This is a genomic window from Bradyrhizobium sp. TM233 (assembly GCF_036247965.1).
GTDB lineage: Bacteria > Pseudomonadota > Alphaproteobacteria > Rhizobiales > Xanthobacteraceae > Bradyrhizobium > Bradyrhizobium ottawaense.
Window position 1 is genome coordinate 14,410 of the sequence record NZ_BTIG01000019.1, and the last position, 16,361, is coordinate 30,770.

At 64.8% G+C, this 16,361-nt stretch carries 16 protein-coding genes and 1 tRNA gene; 14 read left to right on the top strand and 3 right to left on the bottom strand.

What is annotated here, in order from left to right; genetic code table 11:
* The first annotated feature begins 11 nt into the window (after positions 1 to 11).
* Together AABA86_RS28465 and AABA86_RS28470 are read left to right on the top strand one after the other, a co-directional pair.
* Positions 12 to 2,087 carry a hypothetical protein gene (locus tag AABA86_RS28465; RefSeq protein ID WP_338309183.1) on the top strand — a complete coding sequence of 692 codons (2,076 nt, stop codon included), beginning with the start codon at positions 12 to 14 and terminating at the stop codon, positions 2,085 to 2,087.
* 100 nt (positions 2,088 to 2,187) lie between these two features.
* Positions 2,188 to 2,580 carry a hypothetical protein gene (locus AABA86_RS28470; RefSeq protein WP_338309184.1) on the top strand — a complete coding sequence of 131 codons (393 nt, stop codon included), beginning with the start codon at positions 2,188 to 2,190 and terminating at the stop codon, positions 2,578 to 2,580.
* A gap of 73 nt (positions 2,581 to 2,653) precedes the next feature.
* Here AABA86_RS28470 and AABA86_RS28475 read toward each other — a convergent pair whose 3' ends face one another.
* A complete protein-coding gene (locus tag AABA86_RS28475; RefSeq protein ID WP_338309185.1) occupies positions 2,654 to 3,709 on the bottom strand; it encodes a polysaccharide deacetylase family protein in 1,056 nt (351 codons plus the stop codon).
* Positions 3,710 to 3,962: 253 nt separating this feature from the next.
* On the opposite strand from AABA86_RS28475, the gene AABA86_RS28480 reads away from it, so the two are divergent.
* Both AABA86_RS28480 and AABA86_RS28485 read left to right on the top strand, forming a co-directional pair.
* Positions 3,963 to 4,271 carry a hypothetical protein gene (locus AABA86_RS28480; RefSeq protein WP_338309186.1) on the top strand — a complete coding sequence of 103 codons (309 nt, stop codon included), beginning with the start codon at positions 3,963 to 3,965 and terminating at the stop codon, positions 4,269 to 4,271.
* A 172-nt stretch (positions 4,272 to 4,443) separates the two neighbouring features.
* Positions 4,444 to 4,659, top strand: coding sequence for a cysteine rich repeat-containing protein (locus AABA86_RS28485; RefSeq protein ID WP_212243125.1), 216 nt, complete (start codon positions 4,444 to 4,446; stop codon positions 4,657 to 4,659).
* A 32-nt stretch (positions 4,660 to 4,691) separates the two neighbouring features.
* Here the strand turns inward: AABA86_RS28485 and AABA86_RS28490 are convergent, their stop codons facing one another.
* On the bottom strand, positions 4,692 to 6,380 hold the full coding sequence (locus AABA86_RS28490) for an MFS transporter (RefSeq protein WP_338309187.1): 1,689 nt from the start codon (positions 6,378 to 6,380) through the stop codon (positions 4,692 to 4,694).
* A 146-nt stretch (positions 6,381 to 6,526) separates the two neighbouring features.
* Here AABA86_RS28490 and AABA86_RS28495 point away from each other — a divergent pair, with 146 nt between their 5' ends.
* The 7 genes from AABA86_RS28495 (at position 6,527) to AABA86_RS28525 (ending at position 14,257) form a co-directional block, all read left to right on the top strand.
* Positions 6,527 to 7,900, top strand: a complete 1,374-nt coding sequence (locus tag AABA86_RS28495) for a hydrolase (protein ID WP_338309188.1) — start codon at positions 6,527 to 6,529, stop codon at positions 7,898 to 7,900.
* Between the two features lie 35 nt (positions 7,901 to 7,935).
* Positions 7,936 to 9,306 carry a cytochrome P450 gene (locus AABA86_RS28500; RefSeq protein WP_338309189.1) on the top strand — a complete coding sequence of 457 codons (1,371 nt, stop codon included), beginning with the start codon at positions 7,936 to 7,938 and terminating at the stop codon, positions 9,304 to 9,306.
* A 48-nt stretch (positions 9,307 to 9,354) separates the two neighbouring features.
* Positions 9,355 to 10,764 carry an adenylate/guanylate cyclase domain-containing protein gene (locus tag AABA86_RS28505; protein WP_338309190.1) on the top strand — a complete coding sequence of 470 codons (1,410 nt, stop codon included), beginning with the start codon at positions 9,355 to 9,357 and terminating at the stop codon, positions 10,762 to 10,764.
* Between the two features lie 175 nt (positions 10,765 to 10,939).
* Positions 10,940 to 11,428, top strand: a complete 489-nt coding sequence (locus AABA86_RS28510; RefSeq protein ID WP_212243115.1) for a tellurite resistance TerB family protein — start codon at positions 10,940 to 10,942, stop codon at positions 11,426 to 11,428.
* Positions 11,429 to 11,647: 219 nt separating this feature from the next.
* Positions 11,648 to 12,427, top strand: a complete 780-nt coding sequence (locus AABA86_RS28515) for an SDR family NAD(P)-dependent oxidoreductase (RefSeq protein ID WP_212243113.1) — start codon at positions 11,648 to 11,650, stop codon at positions 12,425 to 12,427.
* A 121-nt stretch (positions 12,428 to 12,548) separates the two neighbouring features.
* Positions 12,549 to 13,343: a glutamine amidotransferase gene (locus tag AABA86_RS28520; protein WP_338309191.1), complete on the top strand. Its 795-nt coding sequence runs from the start codon at positions 12,549 to 12,551 to the stop codon at positions 13,341 to 13,343.
* Positions 13,344 to 13,444: 101 nt separating this feature from the next.
* Positions 13,445 to 14,257: an enoyl-CoA hydratase gene (locus tag AABA86_RS28525; protein WP_338309192.1), complete on the top strand. Its 813-nt coding sequence runs from the start codon at positions 13,445 to 13,447 to the stop codon at positions 14,255 to 14,257.
* A gap of 111 nt (positions 14,258 to 14,368) precedes the next feature.
* Here the strand turns inward: AABA86_RS28525 and AABA86_RS28530 are convergent.
* Positions 14,369 to 14,444 (bottom strand) — tRNA-Ala (locus AABA86_RS28530).
* 221 nt (positions 14,445 to 14,665) lie between these two features.
* Here AABA86_RS28530 and AABA86_RS28535 point away from each other — a divergent pair.
* From AABA86_RS28535 to folD, 3 genes are read left to right on the top strand one after another with little or no spacing between them, the layout of a single operon-like run.
* On the top strand, positions 14,666 to 14,956 hold the full coding sequence (locus AABA86_RS28535; RefSeq protein WP_007598721.1) for a YggT family protein: 291 nt from the start codon (positions 14,666 to 14,668) through the stop codon (positions 14,954 to 14,956).
* A 14-nt stretch (positions 14,957 to 14,970) separates the two neighbouring features.
* Positions 14,971 to 15,315, top strand: a complete 345-nt coding sequence (locus tag AABA86_RS28540) for a DUF167 domain-containing protein (protein WP_212243107.1) — start codon at positions 14,971 to 14,973, stop codon at positions 15,313 to 15,315.
* Positions 15,316 to 15,325: 10 nt separating this feature from the next.
* Positions 15,326 to 16,210 carry a bifunctional methylenetetrahydrofolate dehydrogenase/methenyltetrahydrofolate cyclohydrolase FolD gene (gene folD, locus AABA86_RS28545; RefSeq protein ID WP_212243105.1) on the top strand — a complete coding sequence of 295 codons (885 nt, stop codon included), beginning with the start codon at positions 15,326 to 15,328 and terminating at the stop codon, positions 16,208 to 16,210.
* The last annotated feature ends 151 nt before the right edge of the window (positions 16,211 to 16,361 follow it).

Below are 16,361 nucleotides of genomic sequence, written 5' to 3' on the forward strand. Positions count from 1 at the left end.
CATGGCTGGCCATGGCCATCGTTGCGGTCGTTGCGATTCTCTGTCTGGCACCCGGATGGACCGGTGGTCCACGCTTCCGCGTCTTCCAGGCGAATGTCTACGATCAGCTGCTCTATGTGGGAGCTTCGATTTCCTACCGAACGCTCGACTACGCTACGCTGGTCGTCCAGGGCGTAGAGGGTGCGCAGTCCGATCCCCTGGCTGTCGCGGCGTTGTGGTTCATCGACTGGCGCAGCGCCGTATCCATGATGCACGCAGCCTTCGCCGTCGTGAGCCGCGGCCATGTCGTCGATTGCACCTACCCGTACATGGTCGGCATGCAGCTCAACATGCTGTTTGCGGCGCTGTTCGTCTTCGTCAACGCGCTCGCGATGCCGCGCTGGCCGGCATGGATCTGTGCCTCGGCGCTTACGGTCGGATTTTTCGAGCAGTACGTATTCGACATCAACGCGTGGTCTCAGCTTGCGGCGCAACCCATCTTCCTGCTCCTTCTCGCTTTCGTCGCGCTGGCCTTCGACAAGGATCGTTTTGGGCAGGTCCCGGGTTCGATTGTCCGGCTGGGAGCCATTTTTGCCGCGCTGATGACGGGCGTGTTCTTTCTCTATCCGGAATCGCTGACGGTCTACGGACTTGCCGCCATGGTCATCGTCGTGATGGCGATCGGCCATCGGACATCGCGGCAGGCCCTGCCTGTAGCTGCTACCGGCCTGGCGGCAGGTATCGGAGCATCGCTGCTCGCATGCATTCCACATTGGTCAGGCACGGCCGCCTACGTCGTTCGCCAGCTGAGCCACGCAGCAGCCTATCCGCCGGACTGGTGGAAGTATTTTCAACTCTACCTGTTCGGCGGTGAAGCGAATTTCCTCGAGATCATTGCCGGTCCCGACAGCCGCCTCGGAGAACTGGCAAATGCGTATTTCTCGCTGCCCGTCGAGGCAGCGGTCGCCGGCCTCGGCTTGTATGCGGTGCTCCCCTCCGCAGGTTGGCCTGTCGCAATCGCGTTCGTGTGGAAGCTGCTGCTCTACGGTTTCCTGTTCGTGCTGGTGAGGAGCGTTGCCGGGGCGGTCTGGACGATCTGGCGTTCCGAGCCTGACGGTAGCGCCGCGCGCCTCCTGGCCGGCAGCCTGGCAGGCTGCCTCGTGCCGATTGCCATTCTTGCGGCTGGTCACGCCTGGGCAGCAGGCAAGGGCCTCGCCATGGCGGCACCGATGCTCTTCACCCTCATCGTTGCCCCCCTGGCGGCAGCGCAGTGGCGATCCAGCGCCGTCGTTGCCAGCATCATCGTCGTGGTCGCTCACCTGATCCTCGGCGCGTTGCGACCGCTGTTGGTCCTGCAAGCGCTAGGTGCAGGCATTCCGGGTCTTCCGACGTCCGCCGCACAGGTCAATGCGCAGAAGGCGTCGCTCGATTGGGATTACAATCGCCTGTCCGCCGAGTTCGGAAGCTGCAATGGAATCGTCATCGATGTCGCTCATCCCATGATGAATCACGTGTTGCGCAGCCTCGCGGCCGATCACGGCATAGCCTGGGCGTCGCCGAATGTCTTCATGTGGTCCGGCAAGACCGGGCGCGCCTATTTGCCGACCGGTTGGGACAAGTTCGACTGTCTCGCGTCGGCCGACCGGCTGACCGCCAATCCAGGACAGCGATTGGTACCGGTGGCGACAGATCGCTCTTCACGGGAGTTTCTGGAGGGGCGCCGCGACGTTCTCGAGATTGGTGTCGAAGTCCCGCCAGGGATCGCAACACGTGGCCTGTTCGGCAAGGAATCGACACCAGGTGGAGCGCTTCGATGGGCATCACCGGCCGCGTATTTCGATGTCCCGAACAAGCCGTCGGCGCCGGCGCGAACGTTGCGGCTGGCGTTGTGGCCAATGCCGATCTCAGGCAGCGAATTCCTCGTCAAGATCAATGGCCGTGAGATCTACAGGGGAAGCGTTCCGGCGGGACCCCTGTCGTTCCCGCTCGACGAGCTTGCGGGCGAGGAGACGTTGACTGTCGAGCTGGCGACGAATTCCGTCACGCGCTTTCCCGGCGATCCCCGCGATCTTGGATTTGCGATCCGCGAGCTGAGTGTTCGGCGCTAGCGAAGCCGCGGGCGAGACCTGGGCATTTGTGAGCCCGGTCACATCGAGTGGCGTCCGTCCCCCGTAATGTCCCGGTGACGCCAACACGGGGAGATTTCACATGCGCAAGATCATTCTGGTTGCCGCCATGGTCCTGGCTTCCGCCTCTGCCCAGGCAGACGGCTCCCGCAGCCTGTCGCTGTCCGCGGCGGGCGCTCAGGCTCCCGCTCCACAAACGACGCCGACCGCCGCCACGGCGCAGGTGAGCGAAGTCGCGCCAGCCGCGGAGGCGCCGAAATATTCCGATCGTCCGCCGGCAGTGTCGCTCTCTGCGCCGGCCGCCACGGTCACGCCGGCGACTCCCGCGGTGACCACGCCCACGGCCACCCCGGCGCCGGTCGCGACAACCAAGCCCGCCACCAAGAAAACGGCAAGGGCGGACAAGTCGAAGTCCAAGCGCTGGACCGAGCGCCGCATCATCAGCGAGCTGCACCGCCACGGCATCTATTGGTGAGCCGCTCGCCAGAAGCAAATGGCCGGGCAAAAGCCCGGCCATGACGCTAGACTTTGGATCGGATCGCTGGCGTTTACTGCGACACCGTCTGCACCACGCTTCCAATCGGACGCGTGTTCGTGCTCGCGGTCGGCACCTTCATATCCTTCATGATGGCTTCGTCATATTCCGGCAGCGTCTGCAGCGTCGTCTTGGCCTTCATCTGCACGACCTTGTAGCCGCCGGCCTTCAACCGCGCGAGCAGCGTCGGCAGGGCCAGTCCGGTATTCTTCTGGAAATCGTGCATCAGGATGATGCCCTTGCCGAGCTTGTCCAGCCGGGTCATCACCGTCTCGATGATCTTCTCCGGCGTGGCGCCCTTCCGGAAGTCGAAGGAGTCGACGTCGGTCGAGAACATCGCGACATTGCGGGTGCCGAAATAGCTCACGATCGCCGGATTGTGCTGGAGCTGCGGGAAGCGGAAGAACGGCGCCGGGTTGGCACCGAGCGCGAATCTCACCGCGCTGACACCCTTCTCGACCTCGTCCTTGGCCATCTGCTCCGTCATCTTCTTGCCGTTCAGATTGACGTGCGACCAGGTATGCGTGCCGACCGTGTGGCCCTGGGCCAGCACCTGGCGCAGGATCTCCGGATGATAGGTCGCATGCTTGCCGACCGAGAAGAAAAGGCCCTTGGTGCATTCATCCGCCAGCGCCTTCAGCACATTCGGCGTGTTCACCGGCCAGGGACCGTCGTCGAAGGTCAGCACGACTTCCTTGTCGGTGAGGAAGTCGAACTGCTTGAAATGATCGAAGCCGAAGCCGGGGCCGCCGGTGGTGTCGATCTCGACCACGCGGGAGACGCCCAGCGCGTTCGGATTGGCGCAGGTCGATTTCTGCTGGACCGGCATAGCCGGGGCGGGCGCGGGTGCCTGAGCAACTGTCGTCGGCCTGGCCGCGATCGTCGCGGTGGTCTCGACGTCATCCCTGGCGGCGAGCTTCGCAGGTGCCGGCAATTGATCGGCGGCACGGGCAGCAATTGTCTTGGGGGCGGCCTGGTCGGCGCGCGAGGAATAATAAAACCAACCGCCTGCGGCGATCACGACCGCCGCAACTACACTGGCCAGCATCAGGCCCAACGCATTACGCATCGCTACTCTTTCCAATTACGCAACCAAACCGGCGGAATTTCCCGCGCGACGAGCCATTAATGCGAAGTAACAGTTAACGTGACACCAACACGACGGCGGTTGTGGAGGAATTTCAGGGAGGTGCGCCAAAGTGACCGACGTCACAGTCGGGGTACGGCCCGTGACCATCATCACAGTGGAAACGGTTTTGCTGGAGCATCGTAGCTCCCATCAACAACGGGCACCGTTGCGACGGCGCCAATGGGAGCTTCAAATGACCAAGTCTCTTAACACCAAGTCCTTCTCCGCCAGTATCCGCGACACCAGCCTGGCCCTCGGCTTTGCCGCCATTGTCTCGCTCGTCTCGACGACCTCGAGCTTCGCCTTCTCGGCGGAGGCGCAGCAGCAGTGCACCGGCGACGCCTTCCGCCTGTGCTCGTCGGAAATCCCCAACATCCCGAAGATCACGGCCTGCATGATGAAGCATCGCACGGACCTGAGCGCCGGCTGCCGCGCGGTGATGGACAAGGATCTCGCCAAGGGCGCCTCGCGCAAGGTCGCTGACGCCCAGGACAAGCAGTAAGAGCACGCAACACCGTCATCGTTGCGTCGGTTAGCTCCCCTCGCGATACGCCCCGGGCATCAAGCCGGGGCAACGCGGCGGCGCCATGCGGCCCACCAATAAAGCCGTTGCGGCTGAGGGATCGTCGCACTAGCTTCGCCCGCACATTCTTCCGGGTAAGAGGCATTACGCGATGACCAGATTTCTTTTCATTCTTCCCTTGCTGCTCGGCGCGTCGGTCGCATCCGCGCAGCAGCAGCCGGGCCACGATGCCTGCGCGCGCGATGTCACCCGCTTCTGCCGCGCCGTGATGAACAATGGCGATGGTGCCGTGCTCGCCTGCCTGAAGCAGAACCGCACCAAGCTGAGCAAAGGCTGCGACAAGGTGCTGACCGAGCACGGGCAGTAGTGATTCCCGTAGCCCGGATGGAGCGAGGAAACCTACGTGCTGCTCCCAGCCGCGGTCGCGACCACCGGCAGCACCTCGGCGCTCGCACGATCCGGCGTCTCATCCTTCCAGCGCACCGAGCCGAACGGACGCTCCAGCATGCGGCGGATCCGCACCGGCTCGGGACCGATATGGAAATCGATCGCCTGCTGATGCAGCGCACGCTCGGACTGCGTCGAGCGGTTGCGCTGGCGCAGATAGTCGAACCAGGTCGGGCAATGATAGCGCTCGGTCCACAATTCCGGATCGGCGATGTCGCGGGCGATCGACCAGCCATAGGCGCCGTTACGTTGCCGTGAGAGCTGCACGTCCTGCATCACGTTGTGGAACGCGCGCGCGTTCTCCTGTGACACGCGGTATTCGATCTCGACCACCAGCGGTCCGCTGCGGCCGGTGATCGACAGCTTCACCTCGGGATCGGCCAACACGTCGGCATCCTCGTTGCGGGCACCGACGCGCGGCATCGTCAGCCAGATCCCGAGCAGCGGCGAGATCAGCATCAGGCCGGCCGCGGTCAGCAATGCGATCTCGACGCCGGCATAGTCGGTGAGATGGCCCCAGCCCCAGGCACCGATCGCGATGCCGCCGGAGATCGAGGCCTGGAATGCCGCGAGCGAGCGACCGGCGACCCAGCGCGGCGCCGAGAGCTGCACGCCGATATTGAACAGTGCGATCGCGGCCATCCAGACCGCGCCGGCCAGCACCAGCGCAGTTGCCGTCAGCACCGGCTCGGTGCTCAGGGCAAGGGCAGCCATCGCGAACGCCATCGAGATGGTGCAGGCGCGGATCGCGGCCTCGCCGCTCATGCGCTTGCGCAATTCGTGGATGTTGAGCGCGCCGACCACGGCGCCCATGCCGAAGGCACCCAGCATGATGCCGTAGGTCTGCGCACCGCCATGCAGGAGGTCGCGCGCGACCAGCGGCATCAGCGCCATGATGGCACCGCCGATCAGGCCCATCACCAGCGTGCGCAACAGCACGATCTTGATCGGCGGTGAATTGGTGATGTAGCGGAAGCCCGAGACCATGGCGCGGTTGAGCTTTTCCCGCGGCAGGCGCGAGGGCTCGGTGTTGCGCCGCCACAGCAGCAGCACCACCAGCAACGGCAGATAGAGGATCGCGTTGCAGGCGAAAGCGGCGACCGCGCCGAGCGCCGCGACGATGACGCCGCCGACTGCGGGCCCAAAACTGCGGGCGATGTTGTAGCTGATGCCGTTCAGCGCGACGGCCGAAGGCAGCGCATCGGGCGGCACCTGTTCGTTGACCGAAGACTGCCACGCCGGGCCGAACAGCGCGTTGCCGCTGCCCACCACGAAGCAGAAGGCGAGCAGCGTCTCCGGGCTGATGAGATTGAACCCGGCCAGCACGGTCAGCGCGGTTGCGCCGGTGAGTGCAATCATCAACGAGACCAGGGTAACGATGCGGCGGTCATACATGTCGGCGATGGCGCCGGCCGGCATCGAGATCAGCATGATCGGCAGCATCAGCGCGGTCTGCACCAGCGCCACCTTGTCCGCCGAGGCCGCCATCTGCGTCATCGCCCAGGCTGCACCCACGCCCTGGATCAAGAGGCCGAGATTGGAGAGCAGGCTGGCGAGCCAGATGCGCCGGAACACGGTGTACCGCAAAGGGGCGGTGATGCCGTCGGCGGCGATTTTCTGGCGGTTCGTCTGCTCGGTCATATCCCCTTCCAAACGTGCTGGCAGAATGGTCTTGGAGCGATCTTGGGCGATTCCGGCAAATTCAGTGATGCCTGCGAAAGTCCTTCGCTGTCCAGTGGTTAGGCCGCTATAAGCGGTGCAAAGAGTTGGGTTGCCGGGAGGAACATATGAAGCTGTCGCGACGGACGATCCTGCAGGGGGCGGGCAGCTTGCCTTTCGCAGTTGCGAGCTTGCGGACGGGCGCATGGGCCCAGACCGCGCCCGCCGCGGCGCCTGGCACCGAGGTGCCGCCGATCCTGTTCGTCCACGGCAATGGCGACTACGACGCGCTCTGGATGACGACGCTGTGGCGGATGGAATCCAACGGCATCGCGCGCGATCGCATGATGGCGATCAATTTCACCGATCCCAATGCGCGCACCGACGACAAGGTCGAGCAGGCGAACCGCTCCTCGACCGAGGACCAGCGCCGCGAGCTCGCCGCTGCCATTGCCGAGCTGAAGCGCCGCACGGGCGCGTCGCGCGTGGCGCTGGTCGGCAGCTCGCGCGGCGGCTATGCGATCCGCAATGTCATCAAGAACGGCGGCGCCAGCGATGTCAGCCATGCCGTCCTGTGCGGCACACCCAATCACGGCGTGTTCGCGACCGACGACCAGCCGAACAGCGAGTTCAACGGCCGCGGCGCGTTCCTGCGCAGCCTCAACGAGGGCGAGAGCGAGGTGACGCCGGGCGTTGCCTTCCTCACATTGCGCAGCGACGGCATGGACAAATACGCCCAGGCCGACGGCCGCTTCATCGGCAAGCCCGGCACGCCGACCGGTGTCACCAATGAAGGGCCGGAGCTGAAGGGCGCCACCAATCTCGTGCTCGGCGCACTCGATCATCGCGAAGTGGCGTTCCATCCGCGCGCCTTCCGCGAGATCTACAAATTCATCGCCGGGCGCGAGCCTGCGCGCATTGCGATCGTGCCGGAGCCAACCGTCCGGCTGAGCGGCCTCGTCACGGGGACGCCCGGCGGCGTGCCGACCAATCGCCCGGTGGTGGGCGCAACCGTCGATATCTTCCGCGTCGATCCTGAAACCGGAGAGCGCAAGGGCGGTGCGCTGCACAGCGCGAAGACCGGCGCCGACGGCCACTGGGGGCCGGCGCAGGTCGATCCCGCCTGGTCGCTCGAATTCGTCCTGGCATCGCCCGAGATGCCGACGACGCATATCTACCGCTCGCCGTTCCCACGCTCATCCGACGTCGTGCATTTGCGCGCCGCGCGTCCGCTCGGGCCGGCCGACAAGGACGCAGGAGCTGTCGTGATCTTGTCGCGGCCGAGGGGCTATTTCGGCCTGCCGCGGGACGTGGTGCTGTTCGACGGCAAGGAGCCGGCCGACGTCAAGCCGGGCGTGCCCACGGATGCGGCAGCAACCCTGCGGCTTCCCGCCAGCGAGGTTGGGCGTAACATCGTGGCCGAGTTCGGCGAAGAACGAATTGTGGCGCGCGCCTGGCCCGCCCAGGAGAACAGGATTGCGGTCGCCGAGCTGACTTACTAGCTATTTGCCTGCGTCACATCTTGCGGGAGAGCGCCATGAACATCGCCAGCGTGCGCAGGCCCATCATCCCCCCGGCTCCCCCGCGTGCGCCCGACGACATGTCGTTCTTCGGCCGGCTTGCCGTGATCCGGCACAACATGATCGCAACCTGGGGGCAGCCCGCCTATGAGGAAGAGGTCATCAAGGGCCGCTTCTTCCTCCGCAACAGCTTCATCCTGAACCAGCCGGATGCGATCCGGCACGTCCTGCTCAACAATTACGAGAACTATACGCGCACGCCGGCGGGCATCCGCATGCTCCGCCCGGTGCTGGGCGACGGACTTTTGATCGCGGAAGGTCATTCCTGGACGTTCCAGCGCCGCACGCTCGCGCCGGCCTTCACGCCGCGCGCCACCGCCAACCTCGTGCCGCACATGACGGCGGTGCTCGACGAGACCATTGCAAAGCTCGATACGCAGACGGGCGCGCCGGTCGATCTGCGCGAAATCATGCAGCGCATGACGCTGGAGATCGCCGGGCGCACGATGTTCTCGTTCGGCATGGACCGGCACGGCGCGACCTTGCGCAATTTCATCATGGAATATGCGTCCCGGCTGGGACGGCCCTACTTCCTCGACATGCTGCTGCCGGTGTCGTGGCCGAGCCCGATGGATTTTGCCCGCGCCCGTTTCCGCAAGCGCTGGACCGAGTTCGTCGCGATGCTGATCGCCGAGCGGCGCGCTGCCGGCAAGAAGGACGGCGCGCCGCCGCGTGACCTGTTCGATCTCATGGACGCGGCGCGCGATCCGGAAACCGGCAAGGGCTTTTCCGACGAGCAGCTCGTCGACGAGGTCGCGACCATGATCCTGGCGGGTCACGAGACCACGGCGACGGCGCTGTTCTGGGCGCTCTATCTGCTCGCGCTCGATCCGGACACGCAGGAGGAGGTGGCGTCCGAGACAAGCGGCGAGCATCTCGACAGCATGGCCGACATCGATCGCCAGAAATTCACCCGCGCGGTGATCGACGAGACCATGCGGCTCTATCCTCCGGCCTTCCTGGTCGCGCGCGCCGCACGCGAAAAGGACAATGCGGCCGGCGTCGAGATCGGCAAGGGCGACATCATCATGATCGCGCCCTGGCTTTTGCACCGGCACGAGAAGCTGTGGGATCAGCCGAACGCGTTCATTCCAAAGCGCTTCATGTCGACGGAGGCGCTCGATCGCTTCGCCTATCTGCCGTTCGGCGCGGGTCCGCGCGTCTGTATCGGCGCGCCGTTCGCACAAGCCGAATCCGTGCTGGCGCTGGCCCGGCTGATCGGCGCGTTTCGTGTCGAGCTCGCCGATCAGGCGAATCCCGTGATCCCGCTCGGTGTCGTCACGACCCAGCCGGACCACTCACCCATGTTCCGTATCACCCGTCGGTGACAGGCGATTGCCTGGCCGATGGCGTGATTCAACCAGCAGAGTCCCGCCATGAGCGACATCCAGGCCCAGTTCTCCGTTCTGAAGCAGACCGCTGACACGAAGGTGGTCGATGCGATTGCGCGTCTGATCGAGAACGGCGAGGATCATGAGCTCAACCGCGTCAATGTCCTCGACTTCGCCACGCAGCATGCCGTCGACGAAGAACACGCGATCTCGGCCTTTCTGCACGCGTCGCGGCTCGGGCTGTTCGATCTCGGCTGGAACGTGCTGTGTCCGGGCTGTGGCGGTGTGCTCGGTGCGCACACGACGCTGAAGGCGCTCAAGCCCGACGACTATCACTGCGCGCTCTGCGCCTGCGGCTACAAGGCCTCCGTCGACGATCAAGTCGAGGTCTCCTTCACCGTGAATCCGCGCGTCCGGCGCATCGCGGCGCACGATCCCGATACGCTGCCGGTGTGGGAGTATTTCAAGCAGGTGTTCTGGAGTTCCGGCGTCGACTTCAACAAGGACTCGTTCGCGACGCTGGCGAACGAGGTAACGCTGGATACGATGGAGTTGCCGGCCGGTGAGAAGGCGACCATGTCGCTGCAGCTGCCGAGCGACTTCGTCATCATCTTCGAGCCGGTCACGCACGCGGCCCATTTCATCGACGTCCAGGGCGAACCGACCAGGGATCGCCAGCAGCTCGCCATCATGTACAACAAGGTGCAGGCCCCGACCGGGACCACGACCATGCGGCCGGGCCCGCTGCGGCTGTCGCTGGAGAACCAGGCCGGCGTGCGCGTGCTGCCGTCGGTGTTCATCGCGGCCGAGGCGCTCCACCATCTGATCGGCAAACGCAAGCCGTTCCTCACCGCCAAGCGGATGCTGTCGAACCAGACCTTTCGGGATGTGTTCAAGGCGGACAATCTCAGTCTCGACCAGCGGCTCCAGATCACGTCGCTGACCTTCCTGTTCACCGATCTGAAGGGCTCGACCGCGCTCTACGAGCGCGTCGGCGATCTCGCCGCCTTCGATCTGGTGCGCGCGCATTTCCATGCGCTGCTCGAGATCATTTCCTCCGAGAAGGGCGCGGTGGTGAAGACGATCGGCGATGCCGTGATGGCGACCTTCGTCCGTCCCGAGCATGCCATCGTCGCGGGCCTGCGGATGCGCTCGGCGATGGACGAGCTCAACAAGCGGCGCGGCACCGACGATCTCATCGTCAAGATCGGCATCCATGAAGGCCCCTGCCTCGCGGTGATGCTCAACGAGCGGCAGGATTATTTCGGCCAGACCGTCAACATTGCCGCCCGCGTGCAGAGCCTGTCGACCGCGCAGGAGATCCACATCACCGGCCCGGTGCTCGATGCGCCCGCGGTTGCCGAGGTGCTGGAGCAGCGCGCGATCAAGCCGATCCAGAAACAGGCGGCACTTCGCGGCATCGCCGACAAGATGGTGGTGTACGAAATTCCGTGAGCCTCAGGCAGTCATTCCGGGTTCGCGCTTTGCGCGCCCCGGAATGACCGTGAACAGATTGCCGAAACGTAATGCAGCGCGCGGAACTGACGCACGTTGCGCCGGTTGAGTTTCCTGCTCATATAATGCTGGTAACGGCCGCGCCTCGCGGCTGTATCGATTTCGGTAGGACCTTATGCTCGACGGCCTGCGCCAATTCATCGCCGACATTGTCGCCCCCCATGACCAGAACCGCACGTTCGGGGACAGCGATTATCGGTTGGCCGCCACCGCGCTGCTGGTTCACGTGGTCTCGCTGGACGGTCAGCCGAGCGCGGCCGAGCAGCGCAAGCTGCACAGCCTGATCGAAAGCCATTTTGGGCTCGATCGCGGCACTGCGGATCGTCTGATCGCGGACGCCACCCAGGTCGAGGGCGAGGCGGTGGACCTCTATCACTTCACCAGCGTGATCATGCGCTCGCTCGACGAAGAGGGCCGCAAGCGCATCGTCCGGATGATGTGGGAGCTGGTCTATGCCGACGGCCAGGTCTCCGAATTCGAAGACAACGTCGTCTGGCGCGCCTCCGATCTGCTCGGGATCTCCCAGCGCGACCGGATCGACCTGAAGCATACGGTGGCGGAGCACGCCGGTGGTCAGGTGAAGGACAGCGCCGTCGGCGGATGATCCGCGCAAGCCGGCGGACCGCCGGTTGTACGGATCACATGACGAAACTTTAATGTAGGTGCCGGCAGTCCGGATTCGTCCGTAAATACCCGGTTTTTCTGCTCCCCCTGTCGCCCGCTCAGGCCGCCATGCGGCCGACGCCGCTTGCCTGACGCGCACGGCTTATGCTCTCGTTCCGTCATTGCGGGGCCAAAAACTTCAATTCAAGAGACTTCGATCGTGGCTGAGCGGGTAACGTTGATCACCGGTGCTTCGGCGGGCATAGGTGCGGAGCTGGCGCGCGTGTTTGCCGCCAATGGACATCGCCTCGCATTGACGGCGCGGCGCGCGGATCGATTGGAGGCGCTCGCGAACGAGCTCGCCGCCAAGGGCGGCAAGAAGCCGATCGTGATCGCCTGCGATCTCAGGAACCCGGACGCCGGCGAGACGATCGCGGCCGCGCTCGCCGCTGAAGGCGTCGAGCTCGACCACCTCGTCAACAATGCCGGTTTCGGCGTGTTCGGCGACGCCATCGAGCGCGATCGCGACGAGCAGGTCGGGATTGTCGATGTCAACGTGCGGGCTCTGACGGATTTGTCGCTGCGTTTCGCCGATCAGCTCATCAAGAACAAGGGCGGTCTTCTCAATGTCGGCTCGGTCGCGGGCTTCCTGCCTGGCCCCGGCATGGCCGTCTATTATGCGTCCAAGGCCTACGTGATTTCCTTCACCGAAGCGCTGCGGGCGGAGCTCGCGCCGCGCGGCGTTCGCGTCACCGTGCTTTGCCCGGGTCCGGTGCCCACCGAATTCCAGGCACGCGCCGGCGTCGGCTCCGGACATGATACGGCCCTGCTCAATGTTTCGGCCGCCGATGTCGCGCAGGAGGCCTATCGTGGCCTGATGGCCAACAAGCGGGCAGTGCTGCCCGGTCTGGGCATCAAGATTGTGCCCTTTGCGCTGCGCTTTTTCCCGCGGGGCTTCATCCTGGCCGCCACCAGTCGGTTCCAGAGGCAGAGGCATTAGATCTCGAGGCTCCCGTATTGGCCCGGAGCTTGCTTCGGTTTCGATGTGTGCGCGAACTCACACGAAATTAACGATCGCTTAGTTATGCTGGCGGTCTGAACCGATAGCACTCGCAGAGGCCATGTCGTTCCGGACGGACAGGTTTGGTGGCGCAGAGGTGGTGCCCTTCCCGAGAAGGACGCCAAGCGCCGTCGCCTCCGAAACCCAATTGCCGGTTCTGATCATCCTGCACCAGGAATCCTCGACGCCGGGCCGTGTCGGCAATGCGCTTCGTGCGCTTGGCCATCGGCTGGACATCCGCCGTCCCCGCTTCGGCGATCCCCTGCCCGAGACGCTCGATCAGCATGCCGGCGCGGTCGTCTTCGGCGGTCCGATGAGCGCCAATGATTCCGACGCCTATATTCGCCGCGAGATCGACTGGATCGAAATTCCGCTCCGCGAGCAGCGGCCGTTCCTCGGCATCTGCCTTGGTGCCCAGATGCTGGCGATGCAGCTCGGCGCCCGCGTCGCGCCCCATGCGGATGCGCTGACCCAGATCGGTTACTACCCGATCCGCCCGACCGCCGCGGGCCACGCGCTCTGCCCGGCCTGGCCGGCCCATGTCTATCACTGGCATCGCGAGGGATTCGAGCTGCCTGTCGGCGCAGAGTTGCTTGCAGAAGGTGACGATTTTCCGGTGCAGGCGTTCCGCACCGGCAACGCCTTCGGCGTGCAGTTTCACCCCGACGTGACCTACGCGATGATGCATCGCTGGACCACGCGCGGTTATGACGGCTTCAGCGCGCCCGGTGCGCGGCAGCGACATCATCATTTCGCCGATCGTGCCGTATACGATGTCGCAGAGCGCGACTGGCTCGACCATTTCATCAACGGCTGGCTGGCGCGCCAGCCGGTGCTGGCGCAAGCCGCCGAGTGATCCGCGCGTTCGCGCGAAGCCCTTGCCTCATCCCTGAATATGCTAGGCTCGCTCCCAACGAGCGCGCGCGAAATTGCGCCGGAAAGCAAAGGGAGAGCGTCATGGCCTACGAGCACATTCTTTATGAGGTCAGCGACAAGATCGCGACCATCACGCTCAATCGTCCCGACCGCATGAATGCGTGGACGCCGACCATGGAGCGCGACGTGCGCCATGCGATGGAAGCATCGAGCGCCGATGACAATGTCCGCGTCATCATCATCACCGGCGCGGGCCGCGCCTTCTGTGCCGGCGCCGACATAGATGCGCTGAAGGGGCTCGATCCCGATGACGTCCGGCGCGCGTCGAACCTGCCGCCGTTCGACATGAACCGGCGTCCGGACTGGCAGACGCGCTACGGGTTCTATCCGTCGATCAAGAAGCCTGTGATCGCCATGCTCAACGGTGCCACGGCCGGCATCGGGCTGGTGCACGCGCTCTATTGCGACCTGCGCTTTGCCGTCGACAACACGGTGTTCACGACGGCCTTCGCGCGGCGCGGCCTGATTGCCGAGCACGGCATCAGCTGGATGCTGCCGCGCATCGTCGGTCATGCGAACGCGATGGATCTGCTGCTCTCGGCGAGGCGCGTGCCGAGCGACGAGGCGTTGCGGATCGGCCTGGTGAACCGGCTCTGCCCGCCTGACAAGCTCCGCGAGGAGACCTATGCCTATGCACGCGATCTCGCCGATTTCGTCTCGCCGAGCGCGATGGCCGTGATCAAGCGCCAGCTCTACGAGGTGCCGTTCCAGACGTTGGCGGAGGCAACGATCGAAGCCAACCGGGAGATGATGGTGGCGCTGGGTGGCAGCGATTTCCGGGAGGGGGTTGCGAGCTTCATGGAGAAGCGGCCGCCGAGGTTTACGGGGAGGTAGGGGGATTGTTCCTCAACCAGTCCGTCTTCGCCCTTTGGGCTTCGCCGGACACCACGCTTCACCCTTCGGGCTCCTCGTGGCTGCGCCACGCGTAGCCCGAAGGGCGAAGCGTGGTGGAGCCAGGCGGGATCGAACCGCCGACCTCGTCATTGCGAACGACGCGCTCTCCCAGCTGAGCTATGGCCCCGTTTGCTGGCCACTCTGGTGAATGCGGCCGACAACCGGGCGCCATTTAAGTCCCCGCCAAGGTCAAGTCAAGGACGGGTGTAAGGCGGTTTTAGCCATTCGGGGTGCCGACTTCCCTTGTTTGGGCGGGGGGGAACCGATATCTAGCAAAAGGCGTCAATCCCGACCGCAGCCAGCCTTTTCAAAAGCCAGAGTCTTCAAAAGCCAGAGCCCTGAAAAATCATGCGTGCCGTTCTCGACATCGTCATCATCGTGCTCGACCTCTACGTCTGGCTGCTGATCGCCTCCGCGATCCTGTCCTGGCTGATCGCTTTCAACGTGGTGAACACCCGCAACCAATTCGTGTCGGCGGTGGCGGAGTTCCTGTACCGGATCACCGAGCCGGTGCTGGCGCCGATTCGCAACTTCCTGCCTAGTCTCGGCGGTCTCGACATCTCGCCGATCATCCTGATCCTGCTCATCATGTTCATCGAGCGGGTGATCCTGTACTACATCTACCCGAACGTGATCTGAGCGGGCTGGAGCCCTTGGTTGCCAACGAAGCTTGCAAGGAACCCTGGCGTTACTCGGCCGCGGGAATCAGCATCGCGCTGCGGGTGACGCCGCGCGGCGGTCGCGACGGCATCGACGGAATCGAGCAACTGGCCGACGGCCGCAGCGTGCTCAAGGTGCGGGTGCGCGCCATCGCCGATGGCGGCGAGGCCAACAAGGCTGTTTTGGTCCTGCTGGCGAAATCGCTGGGCGTCCCCAAGGCCGGCGTAAAGCTCCTGTCCGGAGCCACCTCGCGGCTGAAGCAGATCGCGGTCGACGGCGATCCGGCACGGCTCGGCGAAGCCCTGCGCCAGCTCGTCTCGGCCCAATCGAAAGACTGAGGGAACTGACATGACCGCCAAGATTATCGATGGAAAAGTCATCGCCGCGGAACTTCGGGCCCGCGTCGCTGAGGAGGTCGCCCGCGTCAAGCGCGAGCACAATCTGGTGCCGGGGCTCGCGGTCGTGCTGGTCGGCAGCGACCCCGCCAGCGAGGTTTATGTCCGCTCCAAGCACACCCAGACCCAGGCCGCCGGCATGGCCTCGTTCGAGCACAAGCTGCCGGCCGACGTCTCGCAGGCAGATCTCCTGGCACTGGTTGCAAAGCTCAACCGCGATCCGGCCGTACACGGCATTCTGGTGCAACTACCGCTGCCGAAGGGGCTGAACACCGAAGCCGTCGTCAACGCCATCGACCCCGCCAAGGACGTCGACGGGCTGCATCCGAACAATGCCGGCCGGCTCGCCGGCGGTTTCGAGGCGCTGTCGCCCTGCACGCCGCTCGGCTGCATCATCCTGACCAAGAGCGTGCACGCTTCGCTGGAAGGCAAGAATGCCATCGTCATCGGCCGCTCCAACCTGGTAGGCCGCCCGCTGGTGCAATTGCTGCTGAACGAGAACGCCACGGTGACGATCGCGCATTCGCGCTCGCGTGACCTGCCCGGGCTCGTGAAGCAGGCCGATCTCGTCTATGCCGCGGTCGGAAGACCTGAGATGGTGCGCGGCGACTGGCTGAAGCCGGGTGCGACCGTGATCGACGTCGGCATCAACCGGATTCCAAAGGACGACGGCAAGACGCGCCTCGTCGGCGACGTCGCCTATCAGGAAGCGCTTGGGGTTGCCGGCGCGATCACGCCGGTGCCGGGCGGCGTCGGTCAGATGACGGTGGCGTGCCTGCTGGTCAACACGCTGCGTGCGGCCTGCGCGATCGCCGAGCTGCCGAAGCCGGCGGTGTAGCCAAACTCTCGTGCCCCGGACGCAGCGCAGCGTGAAACGATGCGCTGCGGAGCCGGGGCCCAGCGGCAGCATGGGTCCCGGCTCTGCGACGCGTCACACCGGACGATGCTACGCATCGCCGGGACATGCCGCATCGCGTCCGGGACACCAA

What these genes read in the sequence shown, in the direction of transcription:
- AABA86_RS28465 (WP_338309183.1), top strand. Translation starts at nt 12, where the DNA reads ATGGCCATCGTTGCGGTCGTTGCGATTCTCTGTCTGGCACCCGGATGG.
- AABA86_RS28470 (WP_338309184.1), top strand. Translation starts at nt 2,188, where the DNA reads ATGCGCAAGATCATTCTGGTTGCCGCCATGGTCCTGGCTTCCGCCTCT.
- AABA86_RS28475 (WP_338309185.1), bottom strand. Translation starts at nt 3,709, where the DNA reads ATGCGTAATGCGTTGGGCCTGATGCTGGCCAGTGTAGTTGCGGCGGTC.
- AABA86_RS28480 (WP_338309186.1), top strand. Translation starts at nt 3,963, where the DNA reads ATGACCAAGTCTCTTAACACCAAGTCCTTCTCCGCCAGTATCCGCGAC.
- AABA86_RS28485 (WP_212243125.1), top strand. Translation starts at nt 4,444, where the DNA reads ATGACCAGATTTCTTTTCATTCTTCCCTTGCTGCTCGGCGCGTCGGTC.
- AABA86_RS28490 (WP_338309187.1), bottom strand. Translation starts at nt 6,380, where the DNA reads ATGACCGAGCAGACGAACCGCCAGAAAATCGCCGCCGACGGCATCACC.
- AABA86_RS28495 (WP_338309188.1), top strand. Translation starts at nt 6,527, where the DNA reads ATGAAGCTGTCGCGACGGACGATCCTGCAGGGGGCGGGCAGCTTGCCT.
- AABA86_RS28500 (WP_338309189.1), top strand. Translation starts at nt 7,936, where the DNA reads ATGAACATCGCCAGCGTGCGCAGGCCCATCATCCCCCCGGCTCCCCCG.
- AABA86_RS28505 (WP_338309190.1), top strand. Translation starts at nt 9,355, where the DNA reads ATGAGCGACATCCAGGCCCAGTTCTCCGTTCTGAAGCAGACCGCTGAC.
- AABA86_RS28510 (WP_212243115.1), top strand. Translation starts at nt 10,940, where the DNA reads ATGCTCGACGGCCTGCGCCAATTCATCGCCGACATTGTCGCCCCCCAT.
- AABA86_RS28520 (WP_338309191.1), top strand. Translation starts at nt 12,549, where the DNA reads ATGTCGTTCCGGACGGACAGGTTTGGTGGCGCAGAGGTGGTGCCCTTC.
- AABA86_RS28525 (WP_338309192.1), top strand. Translation starts at nt 13,445, where the DNA reads ATGGCCTACGAGCACATTCTTTATGAGGTCAGCGACAAGATCGCGACC.
- AABA86_RS28535 (WP_007598721.1), top strand. Translation starts at nt 14,666, where the DNA reads ATGCGTGCCGTTCTCGACATCGTCATCATCGTGCTCGACCTCTACGTC.
- folD (WP_212243105.1), top strand. Translation starts at nt 15,326, where the DNA reads ATGACCGCCAAGATTATCGATGGAAAAGTCATCGCCGCGGAACTTCGG.